The sequence below is a fragment of the Pseudanabaena minima str. Chao 2107 genome (assembly GCF_051131155.1).
GTDB classification, from domain to species: Bacteria; Cyanobacteriota; Cyanobacteriia; order Pseudanabaenales; family Pseudanabaenaceae; genus Pseudanabaena; species Pseudanabaena minima.
The window spans coordinates 2,204,985-2,227,551 of the sequence record NZ_CP159508.1; the positions used below are offsets into that span (position 1 = coordinate 2,204,985).

At 39.8% G+C, this 22,567-nt stretch carries 18 protein-coding genes; 13 read left to right on the top strand and 5 right to left on the bottom strand.

Annotation, left to right across the window (positions count from 1 at the left end):
• Window positions 1-52: 52 nt before the first annotated feature.
• Window positions 53-1,804 (bottom strand): hypothetical protein, encoded by a 1,752-nt coding sequence (locus ABM313_RS09910; protein WP_434687658.1) that lies wholly within the window; start codon window positions 1,802-1,804, stop codon window positions 53-55.
• 155 nt (window positions 1,805-1,959) lie between these two features.
• The gene (locus tag ABM313_RS09915; RefSeq protein WP_434687660.1) at window positions 1,960-4,020 is read right to left on the bottom strand and encodes a M48 family metalloprotease; all 2,061 of its coding nucleotides are present in this window, start codon (window positions 4,018-4,020) and stop codon (window positions 1,960-1,962) included.
• Between the two features lie 151 nt (window positions 4,021-4,171).
• On the opposite strand from ABM313_RS09915, the gene ABM313_RS09920 reads away from it, so the two are divergent.
• Complete coding sequence (locus ABM313_RS09920; RefSeq protein ID WP_434687662.1) at window positions 4,172-4,903, top strand: phycocyanobilin:ferredoxin oxidoreductase; 732 nt, start codon at window positions 4,172-4,174, stop codon at window positions 4,901-4,903.
• A 29-nt stretch (window positions 4,904-4,932) separates the two neighbouring features.
• Here ABM313_RS09920 and ABM313_RS09925 read toward each other — a convergent pair whose 3' ends face one another.
• Complete coding sequence (locus ABM313_RS09925) at window positions 4,933-5,514, bottom strand: phycobilisome protein (protein WP_434687664.1); 582 nt, start codon at window positions 5,512-5,514, stop codon at window positions 4,933-4,935.
• Window positions 5,515-5,574: 60 nt separating this feature from the next.
• Here ABM313_RS09925 and ABM313_RS09930 point away from each other — a divergent pair, with 60 nt between their 5' ends.
• Complete coding sequence (locus tag ABM313_RS09930) at window positions 5,575-6,234, top strand: HEAT repeat domain-containing protein (protein ID WP_434687666.1); 660 nt, start codon at window positions 5,575-5,577, stop codon at window positions 6,232-6,234.
• Window positions 6,235-6,516: 282 nt separating this feature from the next.
• Complete coding sequence (locus ABM313_RS09935; protein WP_434687668.1) at window positions 6,517-6,723, top strand: hypothetical protein; 207 nt, start codon at window positions 6,517-6,519, stop codon at window positions 6,721-6,723.
• 36 nt (window positions 6,724-6,759) lie between these two features.
• Here the strand turns inward: ABM313_RS09935 and ABM313_RS09940 are convergent, their stop codons facing one another.
• On the bottom strand, window positions 6,760-8,520 hold the full coding sequence (locus ABM313_RS09940; RefSeq protein ID WP_434687670.1) for a SulP family inorganic anion transporter: 1,761 nt from the start codon (window positions 8,518-8,520) through the stop codon (window positions 6,760-6,762).
• Window positions 8,521-8,691: 171 nt separating this feature from the next.
• On the opposite strand from ABM313_RS09940, the gene ABM313_RS09945 reads away from it, so the two are divergent.
• From ABM313_RS09945 to ABM313_RS09960, 4 genes are all read left to right on the top strand, one after another.
• Complete coding sequence (locus tag ABM313_RS09945) at window positions 8,692-8,967, top strand: CopG family transcriptional regulator (protein ID WP_434687672.1); 276 nt, start codon at window positions 8,692-8,694, stop codon at window positions 8,965-8,967.
• Window positions 8,960-9,376: a type II toxin-antitoxin system VapC family toxin gene (locus tag ABM313_RS09950; protein WP_434687674.1), complete on the top strand. Its 417-nt coding sequence runs from the start codon at window positions 8,960-8,962 to the stop codon at window positions 9,374-9,376. The genes ABM313_RS09945 and ABM313_RS09950 overlap by 8 nt, the downstream gene beginning before the upstream one ends.
• A gap of 113 nt (window positions 9,377-9,489) precedes the next feature.
• Window positions 9,490-10,626: a phosphotransferase enzyme family protein gene (locus ABM313_RS09955; RefSeq protein WP_434687675.1), complete on the top strand. Its 1,137-nt coding sequence runs from the start codon at window positions 9,490-9,492 to the stop codon at window positions 10,624-10,626.
• A gap of 32 nt (window positions 10,627-10,658) precedes the next feature.
• Window positions 10,659-11,306, top strand: coding sequence for a DUF7003 family protein (locus ABM313_RS09960; RefSeq protein WP_434687677.1), 648 nt, complete (start codon window positions 10,659-10,661; stop codon window positions 11,304-11,306).
• A 57-nt stretch (window positions 11,307-11,363) separates the two neighbouring features.
• Here the strand turns inward: ABM313_RS09960 and ABM313_RS09965 are convergent, their stop codons facing one another.
• Window positions 11,364-13,055, bottom strand: a complete 1,692-nt coding sequence (locus tag ABM313_RS09965) for an ABC1 kinase family protein (protein WP_434687679.1) — start codon at window positions 13,053-13,055, stop codon at window positions 11,364-11,366.
• Window positions 13,056-13,385: 330 nt separating this feature from the next.
• Between ABM313_RS09965 and ABM313_RS09970 the strand changes: the two genes are divergently transcribed.
• From ABM313_RS09970 to ychF, 6 genes are all read left to right on the top strand, one after another.
• Window positions 13,386-14,069, top strand: coding sequence for a hypothetical protein (locus ABM313_RS09970; protein WP_434687681.1), 684 nt, complete (start codon window positions 13,386-13,388; stop codon window positions 14,067-14,069).
• A gap of 111 nt (window positions 14,070-14,180) precedes the next feature.
• The gene (locus ABM313_RS09975; protein ID WP_434687682.1) at window positions 14,181-17,039 is read left to right on the top strand and encodes a BON domain-containing protein; all 2,859 of its coding nucleotides are present in this window, start codon (window positions 14,181-14,183) and stop codon (window positions 17,037-17,039) included.
• Window positions 17,040-17,597, top strand: a complete 558-nt coding sequence (locus ABM313_RS09980) for a Rab family GTPase (RefSeq protein ID WP_434687683.1) — start codon at window positions 17,040-17,042, stop codon at window positions 17,595-17,597. It begins immediately after the preceding gene.
• 98 nt (window positions 17,598-17,695) lie between these two features.
• Window positions 17,696-20,227 (top strand): response regulator, encoded by a 2,532-nt coding sequence (locus tag ABM313_RS09985; RefSeq protein WP_434687684.1) that lies wholly within the window; start codon window positions 17,696-17,698, stop codon window positions 20,225-20,227.
• A gap of 171 nt (window positions 20,228-20,398) precedes the next feature.
• Window positions 20,399-21,250, top strand: coding sequence for an IS5 family transposase (locus ABM313_RS09990; RefSeq protein WP_434684046.1), 852 nt, complete (start codon window positions 20,399-20,401; stop codon window positions 21,248-21,250).
• Between the two features lie 222 nt (window positions 21,251-21,472).
• Entirely contained in the window at window positions 21,473-22,564 is a 1,092-nt protein-coding gene (gene ychF / locus ABM313_RS09995) for a redox-regulated ATPase YchF (RefSeq protein WP_434687686.1), read from the top strand.
• Window positions 22,565-22,567: the final 3 nt, after the last annotated feature.

Genomic DNA, 22,567 nt, shown 5'->3' on the forward strand with positions numbered 1-22,567 from the left:
TAGTTATTTTTACTCATGGATAAGTTTGTATTTTACTGAGTACGGTGAATTACTATCGAACGATTTTGTAAACACGCACACCAGTTCGTGCTTCCTCCTTAGTTAAATTAGTTTTAGTTCCAACAAGCATCCCTATTTCAGCAATTTCAATAGAGTGTCTTTCAGATTCCAATGACTCACACTCTTGCTCTTCAAAAACAACTGGAAGTTCAAAAGCTATCCTGTCTCCAATCCTAAGGTTTGATGCCTCTATTTGGATACCTAAAATCCCTCTTTCTGGAATAAAACGCTGAATTGTACCAATAAATTCATAATGGCTAGGTATGATCAGTATGCGTCCAACCTTATAGAATAAGTTTTTGACATCTTCATGTTCCCATCCATTTTGAATGAAACTTCTCGTTAAGCGATGTAAATCCCATGTTGTAAGTAATCCAATATTTTGTTGTTCAGAAGCAACCAACATTTCTTGTCTAAAAGGTAAATCATTGTTTCGATCAAGAGGAGGAAGATGTCTCTGATGATTAACTATAGTTAAACCTTGGACATTAACGGTATTCCATTCCCTCATACGCAAAACAACATATTTTTGCACTGCTAGAGTGTCGTCATCCGAGGGGAATCCACTGATTCCTTTCACCTCAAGCACTAGGGTTATTTCATTGTCATGAATACGTAAATCTTCCCTGTTTTGTCTTTGAATCCCTTGAGACTCTAATTCTTGATCAATATCTTTAATTTGCTTGAATCCTAATATCATTAAGGTTGTTTTAATTGCTTGAACTAATGAATCTCCTGTTTCTGTAAGCAAATTAAATAAATATGAGAAGTTGTTTTTCTGGCTTTCTATTTCCTGCTCTAATTCTGCAATTTTTAAACTTGTTTGCTCTCGGACTTCAACAATTTTTTGTTGAAACTGATTAACTTGAGGCAAACAATATTTAACATCATTTACCCAACTCAAATATTCTTGTTCAGGGAACAATGCTGGTGCAAGATTAGGCAAGAGTTGAGTAATTAACTTAGTAGTAAAATTTACTTTGTCTTTTAAATTTGGTAGGATTATAATCCATCCTTTCCTTTCTTCAGATGGGGTAATTATGCCAGCAATATCAATCTCATACTTGTTTTTCAATAAGGATACCCAATTATTTGGGAACCACGAAGTTAATGAAAATGTGCAATTGTAAGTTGCTTGGTCTAAATACTCAGAGAGCAATGACGTAATTAACCAATCTTTAGGAAGTTCTTGAGAAAATCTGATTGAATCACCATGATCATTCGTGATTTTTCGTTCGGCTAGAACACCTATAACGCTAAGAAAGTTCCAATTGTTGTGGTATTCTTCCTGATCGATTTGAAGTCTTGAGTAGATGTCTTTATGTCCAAAACGATAACTTATAATCTCTAAGGCATCTGCAAAGATTATAAATACCCCTCCCGTGGTTAAAATTCTATCAAAGTCAAATTGGATGCTTCGACTACATAGAGGTCTTGGGTTAACGTATCCTTGACTGTGGTTGATCCACCATTTATCAATTCCTCCTCCTATTTCTTCTGCAATAACTTGATAATTGTTATGTTTAGGCTCGTAGCACATATCAATAACTACGATATCCTGCTCTTTATAATCTTGTGGAACTTGTAGATTGTTTTCCAAAGGAAAGAATCTATTTACCTTTGTAACCATGTAAGGATTTCCTAGACTAGCGGGAGACACATTATATCCAAGTTTTTCTAAATCCTTAGTTGAATCTTCATGCATATCAACTAATAAGATTTTAGGATACTGGTATTTGAGCATATTATCTATCTATAAACCGTAAGTTATACATAATAGCACTGTCTAAACTTACTATAGAAGTCACTATAGAAGAAATAGCCTGATTGTCAAGTTTTAGTCTGTTTCTACTATAGTGAAAACTAAGCAATAAAAACTGAGCTAACTTGCTTAGGGGGTTAGAACAACCGCGAAGTTAGTAGTAAAAGCGATAAACCTAGTAGAACTAGAATCGAACTGCCGATGTTGTTCCAGAATTGATGATAGCTGGTTAGAGAAGCGCGTTGCTTGGGGCGATCCTCCATGATTGGTTGTAACGTCGATAGATCAATGATTGGGAACTTGCCCCGTCGAAACCAACCTGTCGCAATTACCGAGCGATCGCATAACATTTCTAGATTTTTAATCGTACTAGAAGGATCGATAATCCATTGACGGAAGTTGGGAATATAGTTGATGAAGGCTAAGCCACCTTGATCCTCTAGGCGTAGCATATAACCAATGTAAAAATCATCAGTACCATAGCCGAGCAATTCACCAGGGATTTGGACAGGAGTACCTTGGACGTAACTGGCATAGGGATCGATCAAGAGGCTCACGAGATCAGTATCAGCCACTTTCCGAAAGTCAGGATAGCGTAAACTACCCTGAAACATAAAACCCAGACCCAAGCCAATTAGCAACAAACTTAGTAATAACCATCGGTTGTAAAGTTGCGAGAAAAGCATAGCGATGATTATCGCGATCGCTACACCAACAACGGGCGAAATTTGAATTAGCAAATCGCGCCAAAAGTTTTGATATAAAGCTTTTTTATTGAGTTTTTTCTCTTCTTTTAAAAGTTCCGCAAAATCATATTCAGTTAACAGCCCCAATTGTTTGGAATATCCCGATAGAAACTTCAAACGCTTCCCAACTAAGGGATGAGTGGAATGAATTTCTAGCCAACGCCGCCAAGGATTGAATAGTTCCCAAAGAAATACGCGATAGGGATCTTGATCGGTTTGTCCGACATGGGCAATTTCCATTGCTAGCCCGATCGCAGTCATGGTTTGGCGATCGCAAATACCGATGGCTCTAGTCGATTCCAATAGACGATTGGTGGGCATGGCAGGCTGATTGTAGGGCAACATTTGTCGTGCCATCTTTGGCAATGCACGGGCTAGGGCATTGGGGTTGCCTGTAATTTCTGCGGCAAAGCGATCGCTGACGATCGTACTCGCATGGGAGAGCCAAATCAACAAATAATTGCTGAGGGAATAGAGAACATTGGCAAGGGTTGCAACAACTTGCCAGATCTGTTTGGCACTTTTAGCGCGATAACTTTGACGACTGAGTAACACATAAACGTAATAAAGGACTTGAACAGGAGCAGAAACAAAGGTCAAAACCGCAAAGCTCTTGTTCTGAATCCTTCCTAATTGATAGGCATAGACTGCCGCAATTTCATCATCATCTAGACATTCAAATAATCCTCGACTGACGACAATTCTTGCTGAGTTGGAGATTACGCCATAGATAAAAGCCACAGGCGCATCATCTTCAATCCATCCCAATCGCGGCACAAATATATTGTACTTTTCACAAAAATTCTCAATGATTTCTACAGCCTCAGGACTCTTTTCATCCAAATCGGCAAGGGTAATCCACTGAATGCGGTGATATTGCTTTTGGGTAATGTCGATGATCCAAGGCGACATAAAAAACAGCAAAATGCTAAATACTACTGACACAATTGCCGTTGTGTATACCCAAGCTTCCGAAAAGTAATCGGTAAAAAGCCGCGAAATTCCAAAGCTGATTAAAAATTGCAAGCCGATGATCGCACAAACCGTCAGAATGATCGCGGCAATCAGAAAATATGTATAGCGAGAGGGAAGCGATAAGGTAACGTTTTTTTTGCGATAGCGGCGAGGATCGGACTTGATTACCGAAGCGACATCTTCATTGCGCTTGATGCGATCATCTGTTGGTGCGTCAAGCAAGCCCCGAAGTGTAATTAAGGATTTTTGCGCCCATTTTTGTAATTGTGGATCAGAAGATGATGCTAATTTTTCACAAATAGCGATCGCTTTATCAGCACGACCTGTTTTTTTGTACGCTGAAACTAGCCAAATCTGCGCTTGCACATAGTCTTTGGAGGTCTGATCATTACTCTCTTGGCCATATTCAGTCAAGATGGCGATCGCCTCAGTATAGTGCTTTCTTAGCAACGCTTCTTTGCCAGCTTTTAGTGACATCGTTTCGCCTCAATCTCACAACGTTAGAACTTATTTTGACACTTACCGCACGAAATATTTTTAAAAAACTTTGCTTCGCAAAGCTTTTTAATTCTTGTAGAGTTTTGACAATCACCGTTCTATACTCAAATAGAAACGTATATCGAAGTTTATGTCAGCATCACTGCGAAATCGCCAACATCCTTTAATTTGTCAGTTAGCAGACTGCATCGAACAAGTATGGCAAACCAATCTAGATCTGTCGCCCTATAGCGTCCCAGAGGGACTTGGCTATATTGAAGGACATCTAGAAGGCGAGAAGCTGGTGATTGAAAATCTTTGTTATCAAGCGCCCCAATTCCGTAAGCTGCATCTTGAACTGGCTCAAGTTGGTAACGGACTGGATATTTTGCATTGCGTAATGTTTCCTAATCCTGAATATGCTTTGCCCATCTTCGGAGCCGATATTGTCGGCGGACGTGGAGGTGCAGTTAGTGCAGCGATCGCCGATCTCTCACCAGTAAATGCCGAGCGATCGCTACCTATTAAATATAGTCAAGCTTTGTCAGTACTGCCCGATCTCAACTTTGCACAGCCCCGTGCTTTACCAGAATGGGCGGATATTTTCTCGGAATTTTGTTTATTTGTGCGCCCAATGGGTGAACTGGAAGAACATGCCTTTTTGCAACGGGTGCGTGACTTTTTGACTATTCATTGCCAAATTGCTAGTGTGACTAAACCTTTGACTTCGGAGCTTGAAGTTGCCAACGCGATCGCAGGTCAGCAATATTACTGCGAAAAACAACAACAAAATGACAAAACCCGTCGCGTACTCGAAAAATCCTTTGGTGCAGAATGGGCGGATCGCTACATGACCACCATGTTGTTTGATTCTGTTGCATAATGTTTTGCCGTGTCAAGTACGGCAAAACATTATGCAAATAGTTTTAACTGCTCGATCAGACAATCAAAATATTGATCTAGTTCAGATTTTTGTGACAGTTCCAGTTGTTTTAAACTTGCTGTTTTAATCCCCTCTAAACCAACAACCATCGCATCTAAAGGCACTTGCAACTCCTGATATAGCAAGTTCATATATTGCAAACCCTCTGCACTTAGATAGTCGGTACGTTGTCCCACAATGCCGTAAGTAATGCATCGTAAAAAATGCCAAAAATCGCGCCAGCAAGCATTGGCTCTTTCGGGAGGATATAGTCCTCCACCTTCTTGAGTAATATTCGGAAATACTTGCAAAACCTCCGCTCTAGCTTCATCGATGATCGCATTGACGCGATCGCGGAGTAATTTTACAACAGGAACATTTTTGGCGATCGCAGGCTCAAGCTCTTGAATTTGTTGTAAATCTGCATCCGTAAGATAACGGCTTTGAGCATCGGCTGTTTGCAAACACTGAATTATCTCAATAGAACAAGTATCTTGCCAAGTTACAAAACTTACGATTCGCGATTTTTTAATCAGTTCGAGAACTTTATCACTCAGTTGAAATTGGGACATCGTTAAAAGGTTTAATAAATATATTGTTTATATTGTCATCCTACCGAAACATCTCACCCTATGGATCTCACTCAAATCGAAACCGATCTCCAAAATTCCGATTTTCAATATCGGTTGAAAGCGATCTCGGCTCTTAAAGATTATGCGGCTGATATAGCTGTTCCCCTCTTAACGAAACAGATAAAAGATCCAGAATTTTTAGTGCGAACTTTTGTAGCTAGAGAACTTGGTAGACAAAAAACATCGGAATCCTTTGCCGCGCTTTTGCAAATCATGCGCTATGACAACACGCCCAATGTTAGAGCAGAAGCGGCAAATTCTCTATCTCTATTTGATCGCATTTCTGCTTCTCATTTAGTGCAAGCCTTCATTACCGATGATCACTGGCTATTACGTCGCAGTATTCTAGCCGCTTTAGTGGAAATAGAATGCCATGAAGAAGTCTTAGAAATTTGCAGCCTAGGTTTAGAAGGTGAAGATGCAACGGTCAAAGAAGCTTGTATTGATGGTTTAGGAGCTTTGTCCAAAACACGGCAGTCTGAAGCAGCCCTAGCAAAACTCTTAAGCCTCAAAGATTCAGAATTGGAATATATTCGCGTCAGACTTGCCTATGCCTTAATGCAGTTTGATACTCCTGAATCGAAGGAAGCTATATCTATGCTCAGACAAGATCATGATTATCGAGTAGTTGGTGCTGCAATGGAAAATCTACTTCCTTAAAATCACAAGATATTTCTCGAAAATGCTTCCTCACAACACTTTCAAGAAGTATCTTGGCTCGAATTTAAGCGCAAAGTGCTGTAAATGAATAAGCTGCACTTTGCTATTCATGCCTTTAGATATAGGTGAGTGTAGAAGGCTTGCATATACACTAATCTGACGATAAAGGCTATACTAAAAGTAGCTATATTTACAGAATTTAATATTGGGATCGCCAAAATTGTCCATAACAACTGGTAGCTCATACCAATGTTGTTCTGGTTAACATAACAGGAGGAGACCATGTCTAATATCCCAACTGGCGGTCAAATGATTTGGAAGCTTGAAGATGGCGAACGTGTCTTACATTTACGCCACAATGCCGCCGAACAATGGCGACACTATGAAGATTTCCCTGAATATGCAATGCAAGACCCTGTAGGATTTTCCAAAGGTATTGCCACTTTTGTCACATTACTAAAGAGAGATTGGGTAGCAATTAAGTCCTAAGACGTTAAAATGCGGTGCGTTGCACCGCATTTTCGTTTATTCATCCCAATCATGCCATTCGACTTTATTTACTTCCAAATACATGTCCACAGCCTGTCCAATTGTGGGAAAGAAGTCATCTTTACCGATCTTGCTGAAGAGTCCATAACGTTTGAGACGATCTTTAGTTGGTCCCTTCATTTCTGCAAAACATAATTCTATATGTGCTTCGCATAGAGTTTTATCAAGTTCTGCGATCGCATCCGCAGCCGTAAGATCAATATCAGTCACAGGTTCTGCGGCTACTAATACCCACTTAGTCATCGTGGGTGCAGCTATCACCGCTTGCAACACCCGTTCACAAAAGGTTTCGGCATTGGCAAAAAAGAGCGGTGCATCCCAACGAAAGATCACTAATCCCGGAATTTGTCTAGCTTCAGGATGACGTGAGACATCGTGATAGCCTTTGATGCCATCAATCCGACCCAGTACGGCATAATGTGGTCGCCATGCACTCCAAACAAAAGCCATCAAAGCCAAAACGACAGCACTAAAAATGCCTTGAATTACTCCTAGTACTGCAACACCGCAAAAACAAACAATTGACAGAAAAAATTCAAACCTTCGCAACTGATATAGACGTAAAGTTCCTTTAATTTCAAAAATGCCTAGCCCAGCCGAGATAACCACAGCGCTGAGAGCAGCTTGGGGCAGATCTCGTAATAACATCGGTGCAAACCATAAAACTAGAGCAAGACAAATTGCACCCACCACTCCTGTAATCTGCGTTTTTGAGCCTGCTGCTTCAGCTACAGGTGTACGCGAAGCACTACTACTTACTGAAAATCCTTGAAATAATCCCGCCGCAATATTGGCGATACCCAAGGCAATTAATTCTTGATTGCGCTCAACTTTATAACCGCCCCGTATGGCAAAGGTTCGTGATAAAACGCTCAGATCGGCATAGGATACCAAAGCGATCGCTAAAGCACTAGAAAACAAAGTGTTGAAGTTGATCGGTGTAATGTTGGGAACATGGAATGATGGTAACCCCTGTGGCAAGACTCCGACTACAGATATGCCCGATCCCTGAGCAAGGTCGTATAGAGAACTAATGATTGTCGCCGCCACCACAGCCACCAACACCCCCGAAATTTTAGGGGCTATTCGTTTGAGAACTAGAATTACTAACAAACAAGATAATCCGATCGCTAGTGCAATCGTGTTGGTTTTACCGTCTTGAACACCTTGCCCAAATCCAATCAAGTCTTCCCAAATCGTATTACCTTTTACCGAAAACCCAAAAATCTTCGGTAATTGTCCAATTAAAACAGTGACAGCAATTCCATTGAGATATCCATAGCGAATTGGTTTAGAAAGTAATTCGGTAATGAAGCCAAATCTTGCTAGCCCTGCAATAATGCAGATGACTCCCGAAAAAATTGCTAACACCCCTGCGATCGCGATCGCCTGTAGAGGATTGCCATTAGACAATGGGAGTACTGTCGCCGAAATAAGCGGAATTAGGGCAGAGTCAGGACCTAATACCAAAATCCGACTAGGTCCAAAAATTGCATAGGCAATTAGTGGCACAATCGTGGAATATAGCCCATAAATGGCAGGTAAACCTGCGGCTTCGGAATAACCCATACCTGCGGGAATGAGAATCGCAGTCAGAACCAGTCCTGCAACCACATCTTGGATCAGCCAAGGTAGTTGATAATTCCTTAGCACAGCGATAATAGGTATCCATCGGGATAACCCATGAGGATTTGCAGCAAGGGGAAGGGAATTAATTGGTGGGGGCTTTGTCAACAAGTTACCTCAATTTAATTTTTTGAGTAGATCTTCCAGATTACCCAAAAAATGACACTTTACTCATCAATAATCTTTACTTGCTTTAGACTTAAGATAGCAATATTACCAACTAGTAACGATGCGTTGAGTTATTGGATTAAGATAGTTGCAAACAAATCAGAAAAAATAGCTATGGCTAAAACATTCACGATTACCCTTCCTGACAATCTAGAAAAAGCCTTGAATGCTCAAGCTGAACGCTTAAATAAAGCTCCAGAGGAAATCGTCTTACAAGCCTTGTTGAAACAGTTAGAATTTTTAAATCAGTCTACTTTAATAAAATCAATAGAAACAGATCCTCTCCTAAACTTAATTGGTTCTATCAATGTGGATATTCCTAAACTAGCTGAGAATCATGATTACTACATTGGCAAAGCTTTACATCAAGATTTAAACTGGGATGAGTAATTTGTTTATTGATACTTCAGGATGGGCAAGTCTTTTTATCAGTACTCAAACTTATTATCCACAGGCAGAGCAGTATTTTCGTTTAGCTCTCCAACAACAGAAAAAAATTTATACGACCAACTATGTAATTACTGAATTGGTAGCCTTACTAAACAGCCCACTGAAAATTTCTCGTTCTCGGATATTTGAAATTGTGGACGCTATCAAAATAGTGACTTATGTTGATGTGATACATATTGATAATGAGACTGACGATCTAGCTTGGCAATTATGTAAAGGTAGAATAGACAAAGCTTGGTCTCTTGTTGACTGCTCATCTTTTGTTGTGATGCAACAACTAGGCATTCAGGAAGCTTTGACAACTGACCAACATTTTGAACAGGCTGGACTTATTCGTTTACTCAAATGATTCGTGCATCTAGGTAAAGATGATTATGTCGGAATAGCTTTGCAATCAGCATACAAAGATTAGCACGCAAAAATATTTAGCTTGGTTGATTCATCTGACAATACCTAAGAAATATGCATCAAAATGACCAAATTGATAAACTAGCTCGATCGCAGATTATGGCGATCGCTCATCAGTTCTCCCTTCAAAAACAAATTGCTGACATTCAACCCTTTGGCAGTGGCAATATTAATGATACTTTTTTAGTCTCTTTGCAAGAAGTAGAAGCTCAGCCTTTTATCTTGCAACGCATAAATACTAAAGTGTTTCGAGAACCAAAGTTGGTCATGCAGAATATGCGGATTTATGCGAATCATGTACGCGATCGCCTTCAGAAATCTCCATTAGATCGACGATGGGATATACCCAAAATATTACCAACGCAGCAGGGGCAAGACTATTGGAAGACTGACAGTGGCGAATTTTGGCGATCGCTTAGTTTTATTGCTAATTCGCAATCCTTTGATGTAATGGGAAATATTGAACAAGCGCGAGAAGTTGGTTATGCTTTGGGAACATTCCATCATCTGACTAGTGATTTGGTTCCTGAACAGTTGGCTGACACATTAGCAGGCTTTCATGTTACGCCGCGATATTTACAGCAATATGAAGAAATTTTTGGGACGAGAAGTATTAATAAATCTCCTGAAATCGATTACTGTTTACGGTTTGTCAGCGATCGCAAGGGATTAGCGCATATTTTAGAAAGTGCCAAAGCCGATGGGAAACTACCTTTGCGAACGATGCATGGAGACCCCAAGGTAAATAATATTTTATTTGATCGACAGACTCAACTAGCGGTAAGCATAGTCGATTTGGATACGGTTAAGTCTGGATTGGTACATTATGACATCGGTGATTGTCTGCGATCAGGTTGTAATGTTATTGGGGAAGAGACTGAACAATGGCAAGATGTTCAATTTGAGATGGAACTTTGTCAAGGGATTTTGCAGGGATATCTATCAACGGCGCGATCTTTTCTCACAGAATATGACTATACCTATATTTATGATGCAATTCGGGTGATTACCTTTGAGTTGGGATTACGCTTTTTTACAGATTATTTATCAGGCAATATCTATTTTAATGTTAAACATCCTGAGCATAATCTATGGCGATCGCTTGTCCAGTTTCGTCTATTAGAGAGCATAGAAGCACAAGAGTCAGTTATTCAGAAAATCATTAAAGATATAAAATATAAAGCGCTGTAAGAAATACGGCTTCTATCGTAAATTAAAAATACATGGAATCACCACAACAAATTTTAGAATTTCTAGATCGCAGTTTTAATGAGATCAAAATACCTTGCCTAGGCAATTTAAATGTTGACTATCTTTCTTCAAGACTTTTAGCATTTCGGGATGAGCATCAATGGATTATTATGTTCAACTCAATTACTTGGTGTCCTGCTGGTGAAGGACTAACTACAATTATTGAATGTGTAGGCAACTGTAATTCACAGAAAAATAATGAGCAGCAAAATTTCCATTTTGGCAGTAATCTCTCCCTAATTACAGGACAAATTAAATACGATGAATTACTTAACGACTATCTTGTAACTGTGCGAGGTAAATCTATTCCTTTAACAGGATTAAATATCATTTTTCGTCCAGACTTATTTTCAGAGCATGAGCCTGATATTGCGATCGCTTTATTAGCAAACTATCGTGAAGAGTTATTGGCTAATCGGGAAGAATATGGAGGACTCATTCCTGAAGGCTTGACTGAGGTTTTATGCCTTGATGAGTGGCATCATCCAAATTGGGATTGTCCGCCAAGTCAGACTGAGAGTTTCCCACTAATTGCTGAAGTTCTATACACAGGTAATCCTAATTTGTACAAACCACCATCAAGCCCCAATACTGATTGGCGCTTTTGGTTCCCCAAGTAAAAAGAGATGGCGGCGCTTCGCGCCGCCATCTCTTTTTACTTGGTTTAACGTGAGTTATTATTGTTCAGCAATGCTATCTATTTTTTCACGGATAGATAGTTGAATAAGGGCGCGAATTAGCGAAAATCCAGAGAAAAAAGCACCTATAAAAGTAGCGATCGCCCAGCCAGAGTAAGCAGTAGTACCAACTAATAGCACAGCTCCAACTAAAGCCAAAAAGCCTGTTAGACAAGCATAGATTAAAGCTTTAACGGCAATATTAATCCTCTTAAGAGTGCGATCGCTTTCGGAAGACTTGACCTGAATCATCAACTCACCACGCTCGATTCTCTCTTCTAACCGTTCTAATAAAATTTCCATCCGACTAGGTTTATTAAGCTGATAGACCAAAAAATCTTTAGCTTGTTGAGCCAAAGCTCCCAATGTATTACCCCGACCTTTAGTAAGCACAATGCTTTTTACAAAGGGCTGGGCGGCAGTGGTGAAGTTGTATTCTGGGTCAAGAATTCTGGCAATACCGTCAAGAGTAGTTAAAGACTTGAGTAGATAGGTCATTTGGGGAGGCAAACGGAAGGGCTGCTTCTCAAAGATGGCTACCACTTCACCTTTAATTTGCTCGAACTCATAGATATTCACAGGTCTTTCGGTGAAGCGATCTAAAACAAACTTTAACATGCGTTTAATCGGACTCATATCTGCGATCGGTTCAATAAATCCCATGCTCAGTAGGCTGTCAACAACTTCATTAGTGTCTTTACGCAGCACTGCAAAGAAAGTCTTCACCATTTGATCCTTTGCCATAGTTTTGACTTCAGCCATCATGCCGTAATCATAGAATATCAAACTTCCACTAGGGCTAACAGCTAAATTTCCAGGGTGGGGATCGGCATGAAAAAAACCATCTTGGAGAAGCTGTTTAAGATAACAACAGATTCCTAATTGATTAATTTCTTTGGGGTTTAATCCACAGGCTTCCAAGGCTTGGCGATCATCTATTTTGATACCAGGCACATATTCCAAGGTCAAAACCATGGAGGTGGAATAGTCCCAATAAATTTTGGGGACAACAATGCGTGGATAACCTTCAAAATTTTTGCGGAAGCGATCGGCATTGCCGCCTTCGATCGCATAATCAATTTCTTGATAAAGAATCGTGAAAAACTCTTGATAAATCCCTTCTAAATTATATTTGCGTGTCCAAGCAAAATAGCGTCGAAATACTTTGAGAAGTTTACCAACCGCAAGTAAATCGAGATCGAACAATTTCCTTAACCCTGGGCGTTGGACTTTGACAACAACTTCTTCGCCAGTGTGGAGGGTGGCACGATGTACTTGTCCGAGGCTAGCAGCAGCCAGAGGAATTTCATCAAAGTCACGATAGATCGTATAAAGAGATTTACCTAGTTCGAGTTCGATAATTTCTCTGGCTTCTTTAACACTAAAGGCTGGCACTTTGTCTTGGAGTTGAGCCAGACTACTAATGTATTCAGGTGGTAACAGATCGATGCGAGTGGATAGGGATTGACCAATTTTGATAAATGTTGGACCCAGTTCGAGCATATTGCGAACTAACCATTCAGCCCTTTTACTGCGCGTCCGAGATGTATTATTTTGCCAAAATTTATCCCACCATATAAAAAACAGGAATGTAAACGCAGCTAAAAAAACCTCACGTTGACGGGCTAATGAAGAACTTTTGCTTCTTTGCCAGCGTAGCTTTTTGTATGGTAATTGGGCGATCGCAGACATATTTTGCCAGTAATAACAAAGCTAACTAGCATTGCTGTGTTTATATTACCCAAATTAATAACAATTCTGCGAAGTAACGCGAATTATAGCCATAACTAAAAGACAGCAAAAATGGCAAGACTTTGCTATGGTTATGTTTAGTGGCGATCGTCAGAAATATTATGCATACCGAAGTTTTTACATTGGCATGGACAATATAAAAATCGCAAACCAAAATTAACATGGGTTTTACGGTTTGCAAGCTGTCTTAGACAACCTGCAAACCGCAGTATGTAGTGCCTTGAGACTAAAAACTTTCTACCTGTTCAAATCATTCCTAGAGGTAACCTAATGGGTGAAATCACCAGAGATGAGATCCGCGAACGCTTAGGCAATATCGATCAAATTCGCGATATCATTTTCGGCGCACATTTGCGCGAATACACTAGTCGGCTAGATAAAGCCGAGTCGGATATTTCAGCTATTCAGCAAGATGTCCGCGATCGCCTTAACGACTTGAAATCAGTGTTAGCCAGTGAGTTACGGGCGGCAGTTGAGTCTATTGATAAGCGACTAAAAACGATTAGCACCTCTACTCAGGAGGAGGCTGCTGACCTACGTCAACAGTTTGATCGTATTAATCGCAAGTTTACCAATAGTATTGAGACCCTTGATGAGACTGTTGAAGCGCAACGGGTAGCGCTACGTGAAGAAATTGCCCAAACTAGAGATAATTTACAAAATGACACTCGTGAACTGCGATCGCTTGTTCTAGAAGAGCTAGACCGCCATTTCTCAATTCTGCGGGAAGACAAGCTTTCTAAAGATGACATGGCAGAGTTGCTATTTGAGTTAGGTATGCGACTTAAGGGTTCTGAGTTTGTACCTGAACTGCGTGAGGCAGCCGAAGAAAAGGTGGAAGAAAAGTATGAGCGGGTGAGTATCCTCGATTCTGAGCCAAAAGTCTCACCTAGTGCGGAATCAACTAGCTCTACAACTAGAACCACATCACGATCTTCTAAAGCCAAGCCATAAATCAATACAAAGTAAAAAGCGTTAATATAACGCAAATGCAAAACAAGGGGCCGAAGCCCCTTGTTTTGCATTTGCTATAGTACGAAAACATTGTCATTATGCAAAAGTAATATGTCAGAGCCAAAAGGAGAGCAAAAGGGTAACTTCCAGAATAAAGCGCTCAGTGATGTTGAGAAGTTTTTACTCCTGCTCTCTGAGCTAAATATTATTGACTCTGAAAAACCTAAAAGTTCTCAGGAGCAGCAAGGTATACAAGACGCAAGTCTATTAAATATTGATCATAAAGATACTCAGTCTATAGACATTCAGTCTAGTCAGACTAGCTCAAGACTATTAAAGAGCGAGCAAGGTTTATCAGCTAAGTCTAATCCTAAATATTTAGATGGGGTATCTTTAGATACGCGATCGCCAAATGGACAGAACTCATTGGCTAAGCCCAGACCAAAATCACTAGATGAAGATTTTTCAGATATCGGGCAGCGATCGCCTTCCCTATATTCTTTCCCTAGCCTACTAGATGAGCTACCTTTTTTAAGAGATATTCCGCCCGCTAAGAATGGTTTTGATCCTAATGTTAAAGATCGACAAACAGCAGAACAGACCGAGGGAAATTTAAATCTAGCTGACAATACTAAATATTCTCGATTAGAACAAATAGAGCCTTCAAAAAAAGAAGAAATTGAAACAGTCAATCTCATCCAAGAGATTCTCTTAGGTAGTGATAAAGTCCAAATAGGCTCTCCACCAATTGCTCAATCAACCTCTTTGCCACCATCTCAAGACATCTCTGTCCCAACTTCTCAACCTCCACTTCAACCACCACAGTTTCAACCATCACAGCCTCAAATCTCTTATTTAGAAAGCTCATCAGATGATGAGGCAATCCATATGTTGCAGGATATTCTGGTTGTACCAGAGTTAGAAGATCTGCGAAGCTTTAAGATAGCGGTTGAACAAAAGCTGGGAATTGTTGAAAGTCAGGTTAACAATCCTGAAATAATGAACAAAATCGAGGGTTTAGAAAGTCTCCTGCACAATGCTTCTCGTAGACTGTCGGCAATGGACGATGAAAATAGCAATATCCCGATGGAAATTGATGAGGTTAGAGGTCGTGTTGCTCAGTTAGAAAATCAAATTAATCAACCAGCAGAACTAGTACAGCTTTTGCTACCAATTATTGCTGAGTTACTCAGTATCAAAGCTGATCAAGCTAGAGAAGAAATGTGTCAAGCCATTACACCAATTATTGCTGAGGTAATCTTTGAGCGATCGCAATTAGATCGTTTGTCAATGAGTCATGCGATCGCTGATCTCTTACCCAATGCGATTAGTGAGCAAATTCGTAATAACCCTGAGCAAATTGCTAAGGCTCTTGGTCCAGAAGTTGGGGCAGCCATTCGTGAACAAATTCGGATTGATCGTGATGAAATTGTTGATTCTCTTGCGCCAGAAATGGGATCGGCAATTAAGCGCCAAATCGACCTTGAACGCGATGCCATGGTTGATGCCCTATATCCTGTAATTGGGAATACAATCGCTAAATATTTTGCGGAAGCAATTCGTTCTATTAATGAAAAAGTTGAACAGACTTTTAGCGTAGAAGGTATACAGCGTAAAATTCGCGCCAGAATACAAGGTGTTTCTGAAGCCGAATTGATTCTTAAAGAATCAGTTCCCTTTGAAATTCAAGCTATATTTTTGATTCATAATCTATCAGGACTGGTAATGATCGACATCCAAAAAAGTGATCTCGATTCTTTAGTCGAGCCAATTGATTCAGACATGCTAGCGGGGATGTTGACAGCGATTCGGAGCTTTGCCAATGAATGTATATCGAGATCGGAAAGTACAACGGAACTTGATGCGATTAACTATAGTGGTTCTAAGATTTTGCTGGAAGTGGCAGGATATTGTTATCTAGCAGTCATCATTCAAGGAGAACCTGATGCCGCTCTGGTAAATAAAATTCGCGATGTTTTTGGTCGAGTTGTGCAAAGCTATGGCGATCGCTTTAAAGAATTTGATGGTGATACCAGCACGATTCCAAAGCAAGTAGAAATTCAACTCAAAACGTTAATAGAAGTCGAGCAGGCTAAATCTTCCAAACAGTTGCCCCAAGCATTGATTTTGACAGTTTTGGCTGTACTTGCCTTAATTTGTATACCCATAGGAATTTATCAACATCAATCTAATCGAGATCGTCAACTTGAAGCTAAAGTTTTAGAAGCATTTGCCAGTACTCCCGAACTAGCTGTCTATCGCCTGAATGTTACAGCTAATGGAGAGCACTTAAAATTAGGAGGCAAATTACCAAATCAACATTTGCGCGATCGCGCCCTGCAAGTGGCGATTTCTGCCTCAAAAGCAGAAATAGAAATCAGCAAAATTAATAACAGTATCTATACTGTCAATATACCTCCCGATCCTGAGCTTGTGGCGATCGAAGTCCAACGACTGACTAAAGCACTCAACTATACCCAAGGAGTAAATATTCAGAGTCAATTTAAAGATGGGCAAGTAACAATTACAGGATTAATTGAACAGCCGAGGCTGATCCCAAAAATCACACAAACTTTTACCAAAATTGCTGGAATTACGACAGTTAGCAATGCAGCTACAATTCAGACCCCAAAGATATCTACACGCATCTACTTTCCAATATGGGTGACAACACTAGAACCAAGTGACACCGAAAAACTAATTGAAGTTCAAGCTTTTCTAGATCTTTACCCAGATTACAATCTTAAGATTCTGGTAAAAAATGATAATATTGGAGATCGCGCTATCAACTATCAACTAGGAATGAAACGCGCTCAAACCGTTCGAGATGCTCTATTGCAAAGAGGAGTAAATGCTAAACGCTTACATATTTCTGGAATAATAGACGTATCTGTTCAGCAGCCCTCTGACCAAATGTTAAGGTGGGTAGAGTTTCAACCAATTTTAAAGCCAATGTCCGTATCTAATTAAATGCATTCTCCTACCAAAGTAATTTCTCAAAAAATATGTCTGATTGGCGATTTTGGTGTTGGTAAAACTAGCCTAATTCGACAATTTGTTGATCGTCAATTTAGTGATAAGTATTTATCAACTGTTGGTGTAAAAATCTCACGTAAATTAGTATCTATTAATGATGCCAGTGTAAAAGATTCTTCAGTAGAATCAACACAATTACAGTTAATTATTTGGGATATTGAAGGCAGCACCCGTTTTAAGGCGATCGCACCTAGTTATTTGCAAGGTGCAAAGGGAGCGATCATCGTTGGCGATGTGACCAGAAACTCAAGTATGCAAAACCTCAAAGATCATGTGCAGCTTTTCAAATCCATTAATCCTCAATCTAACCTGCTCATCGCTTTGAATAAAGTTGATTTAATTGAAAGTCATGAAAGAGAGAGTCTATTGCAATCTATTCCTACTAATTTTGCTAACCTAAATATATCGATAAACATCACATCAGCTAAAACTGGTGAAGGTGTTGATGAAATATTCCAAAAATTGGCGTTTCAGATGCTAATGCTAGAATAAAGACTCTATGACTAAAATCAAAGTATTAGAAACCCACAGGTGAAAATATTCTAAGTAAATAGTCCTTTGGTCTTCTATTTATCAAATCATAAACTGCTATGAAACAGTCAAAACTTCTAAAAAAACTTCTCACTGCTTCAGAGCGATCATTTATTACGATTGATCGTCAGTTTATGATTACTGATACTTCCTATGGAGCTGAAAGATTTTCTGAATATCCCTACGAGCCATTGCTAAATAAAGATATTCGGAACGCATTTCCAGAAATGATTGGGTTAGAAGAATCTTTTCATAATATTTGGCAGAACCAACTTACTAGTTTTGAAATTAAAGGAGTATGTCGTTCACACAATCCTCAAAAACCACTCTATTTTAATTTTTATATTATTGGGACAAATGAATTAGAAGACGAAGACAAAAACATTATTATCTGCATTGAAGATGCCACAGATATGATGATGATGTCTCAGACGCTAATGCAAAGAGCCAATGAATCTGATTTACTCGCTAATGCTTTATTAAAGTCAAAGGAATATATTGACAAAATTATTTCTGCGATGGCTGACGCTCTAATTGTCACTAACTATCAGGGAAAAATTAAAACTGTCAATCCTGCTGCCATCAACTTATTTGGTTATTCTCAAGATGAACTAGTAAATGTGTCGATCGCTTCATTATTTAAGAACCCCAATCAGCTAAATTTAATTCATCAAAATTATCTAGAAAACCAGTTACATAGTGAACAATCTTTAGATAGCGATCGCTATTTTACAAATATTGAAATATTGTGTTTGTCGAAAACTAATGAAGAGATTTTGATCTCTTTCTCTTGCTCGACTATCCAAAATCATCAACTTGAGTACAGTGTAGAATCTAGCCATGATTTTGTTTATGTCGGTCGTAACATTACAGAACTGAAGCGAAAAGAACAAGAATTATTAGCCGCTAGACAATTTGCTGAGCAATCGGCAAAAGCTAAGACTATTTTTTTAGCAAATATGAGTCATGAAATTCGGACTCCCATGAATGGGGTCTTAGGAATGACCGACCTGTTACTTGGAACACCTCTGGATGATCGGCAACAGGACTTTGTAGAAAACATTCGATTGAGCGGTAATTTATTGCTTAGTTTAATTAATCGTATTTTGGATTTGTCAAAATTAGAAGAAGGACAGTTGAAATTAGAAAGTCTGCCCTTTGATTTGGAGAACTGTATAGAAGAAATTCTGGAACTCTTCGCATTGCAAGCACATAGTCAGGGGCTGGAAATTAATGCTTGTTTTGAAGATGGCTTACCAACTTTATTAATCGCAGACACCGTTAGATTTAGACAAATCATGATGAATTTAATTGGTAATGCAATTAAATTTACTACTGAAGGCGAGATCGTTGTGCGGGTCGAACGCGATCACAATTTTGAGCAAGCTAATCCTTTAGCAAATAAAGATTCGTCACAATCACCAATCTATTTGCGATTCTCAGTCATCGATACTGGTATTGGTATTCATCCCGAAAATCAGGATAAGCTATTTAAGCCTTTTTCTCAAGTTGATGCTTCTACCAATCGTCGTTTTGGTGGTACTGGCTTAGGACTCGCAATCTGTCGTCAGTTAGTAGAGCTAATGCAAGGTGAGATTGGTATATTTAGCCCCGTCGAGAATGGCAAAGGAACTTGTTTTTGGTTTAGGATTCCTTTCACTTCCCAGCCAATTCAGAACTACCTATCTTTAGGTGATAATGCTCGCACTTTAAGTAAGCGAAGTATTTTAATAGTTGACGCAAATCAACATACTCGCCATGCAATACGTTATTACCTCACTAAATTTGGTGCAGCAATCCATGAAGTATCGAATATTGCTGATGCAATGAAATATTTGGATAATAGGAACAAAGTTGATATAGCAATTATAGATTGGAAGCTAACGGATTTTAATGGCTCTAAATTAGTGCAGCAAATTCATGGGAAAGAGGACTTTATGAATTTACCAATCATGGCAATGTTATCAGCCAATAGGCAGAGCGAGGCTGAAACAGTCATTAATCAGGGCTTTTGTGGATATATAACAAAACCTTTCAAGGAGCAGCGATTACTCAAAGCAGTACTTTCATCTCTAGGAATTGAGAATCCAGTTATAGCTAATGATGCTTCTTCGAGTGCAGTTATTCCACATTTTCGAGATCGCCCTAAGCTGAATATTGGATTAGAAGATCTAAAAAGATCAAGGATTCTATTAGCAGAAGATAACATTGTCAACCAGAAAGTGACAATGACATATTTATCACAACTAGGATGCCAAGCAGACTTAGCTGAAAATGGGGAGCAGGTGCTAGAGTTAATGCGAAATAAAGATTACGACATTATCTTGATGGATTGTCAAATGCCTTTATTGGATGGATATGACACAACTCAAGCCATCCGCCAAATTGAATCTGCTGCTAAGAAAACTAAACATGTAGTGATCATCGCGATGACTGCTAATGCTTTTACTGAAGATCGCGATCGCTGCTTAGCAATGGGAATGGATGATTTTCTGAGTAAGCCAATCCGTAGACAACAGCTTAAGGAGACTCTTGAGGATTGGATTATCAAACAAAAACTTAAAGAGAATCTTAGGAATTGGATCATATAGCAACGCGAGTTATATGGTGCTTTGAACCCAAACCAAGATATTTTTTGAAAGTGTTGCGAAGCAACACTTTCAAAAAATATCTTGGTTTTATTGATCGTTAATTACTAGACCTCTTGCAGAACCAAAAACATGTTAGATTTATAAGCTTTTTATCAGATCTCAAATTAAGCGATGAAATACGAAGCCAGTCAAAATCTATCAGCGACAGAATTTAAACGGTTATTTGGGGTAAGAAGAGAAACATTTGCGCAAATGACGGAGCTAATGCAACAAGCAGCCCAAAGCAAAGGACAAGGTGGTGTAGAACCAAAGCTAAGTCTAGAAGACCAAATATTGGTTACTTTGCAGTATTGGCGTGAATATCGCACCTATTTTCATATTGCTAGCGACTGGGAAGTGTCAGAATCGACGATTTGCCGCATCGTCAAAAAAGTAGAAAATGTCTTAATTAAATCGAAAAAGTTTCGGTTAGCAGGAAAAAAGTCATTGTGGCAGGAGAAGGCTCCAGCCATAATTGCCATTGATGTAACTGAGACAAAGGTTGAGCGCCCTAAATATCACCAGAAACATTTTTATAGCGGTAAGAAAAAGCATCATGCCCTCAAAGCCCAATTGGTGGTCGATCTGACTAATTTCAAGATAGTTTGTACCGCTTACGGTAAGGGCAAGCAGCATGATTTCTCATTATTCAAGGCAAGTGGAGTTCATTTTCACGCACAGACACAAGGTTTGGCAGACAAGGGTTATCAAGGCTTACAAAAGTTGCATCCTAACTCGCAAATTCCTATCAAAAAGCCTCAAAATGGCTCATTATCCAAGGAAGATAAGCGTTGTAATCGCCAACTTGCACGTCAACGTATTGCGATTGAGCATGTTAATCGTCGCTTGAAGATTTTTAAGATTCTCTCTTTACCTTATCGTAATCGTCGTCGTCGTTTTGGTTTGCGTTGTAATTTGATTGCTGCCATTTATAACTTTGAAGTCGCTCTTGTTGCTTCTAAAACTTTCTCTGCTCTGGATTAATTTTCAGTTCTGCAAGAGGTCTACTGGATGAGTAGCGACGCAATGCGCCGCTACTCATCTTTACAAATCCAAGCCCGTAAAGTTGCGCCTCAAAGAGGCGCAACTTTACGGGCTTGGATAATGATGCTTGGAGCTAAATTTTGGTAAAAGTCTCACCAAGTGAGACTTTTGTGACAGAATTTATAAGCACAAGTCAAAAAAGTTTTCGTTTAGATAGCCATCATGCTCAAAGCTGGGATTGTCGGACTACCCAATGTGGGGAAGTCTACGTTATTTAATGCTCTAGTTGCCAACGCCAAGGCGGAAGCAGCCAACTTTCCCTTTTGTACGATTGAACCCAACGTTGGCTCGGTGTCCGTCCCTGACGATCGCCTACATACTCTCGCCGAAGTCGGTAAATCTGCACAAATTATCCCCACCCGAGTCGAATTTGTCGATATTGCTGGCTTGGTCAGAGGTGCAAGCAAGGGCGAAGGTTTAGGAAATCAATTCTTAGGAAACATTCGTGTCTGCGATGCGATCGTTCATGTGGTGCGTTGTTTTGAAAATGATGACATCATTCATGTTGAGGCTTCCATCGATCCAGCCCGCGACATTGAAATCATCACTCTCGAACTAGCTCTATCTGACCTATCCCAAGTTGATCGTCGGATTGAGCGCACTCGTAAAGCTGCTCGCGCCGATGCCGATGCTAAAGTCGAATTAGCTGCCCTTGAAAAAGTTCGCGAAACCCTTGATGCTGGCAAGCCTGCTCGTTTAGCCAATCTCACCGATGAAGAAAAAGAAGCAATTTCGGTGTTGCAATTGCTGACCCTTAAGCCAACGATTTATGCAGCAAATGTCTCTGAAGATGATCTGGCAACTGGCAATGCTTTTGTCGATAAAGTCAAAGCGATCGCGGCGGCTGAGAATGCTGAAGTCACTATTGTTTCGGCTCAGGTTGAAGCTGAACTTCTAGAATTGCCAGATGATGAGCGTCAAGACTTTCTGGAATCCCTTGGAGTCAAAGAAGGCGGATTGAAATCCTTAATTCGCGCCACATATCACCTTTTAGGCTTACGCACCTACTTCACAGTTGGTCCCAAGGAAGCCCGCGCTTGGACAATTCATGCTGGGATGAAAGCCCCTCAAGCCGCAGGTGTAATTCACTCTGATTTTGAGAAAGCCTTTATTCGGGCGGAAACAGTTGCCTTTAAAGACCTTGTGGAGTGCGGCTCGATGAGTGCGGCTCGTGCTAAGGGATTGCTACGCAGTGAAGGTAAGGAATATGTGGTGCAAGAAGGTGATGTAATTTTATTCCTGACTAGCGCCTAGGAT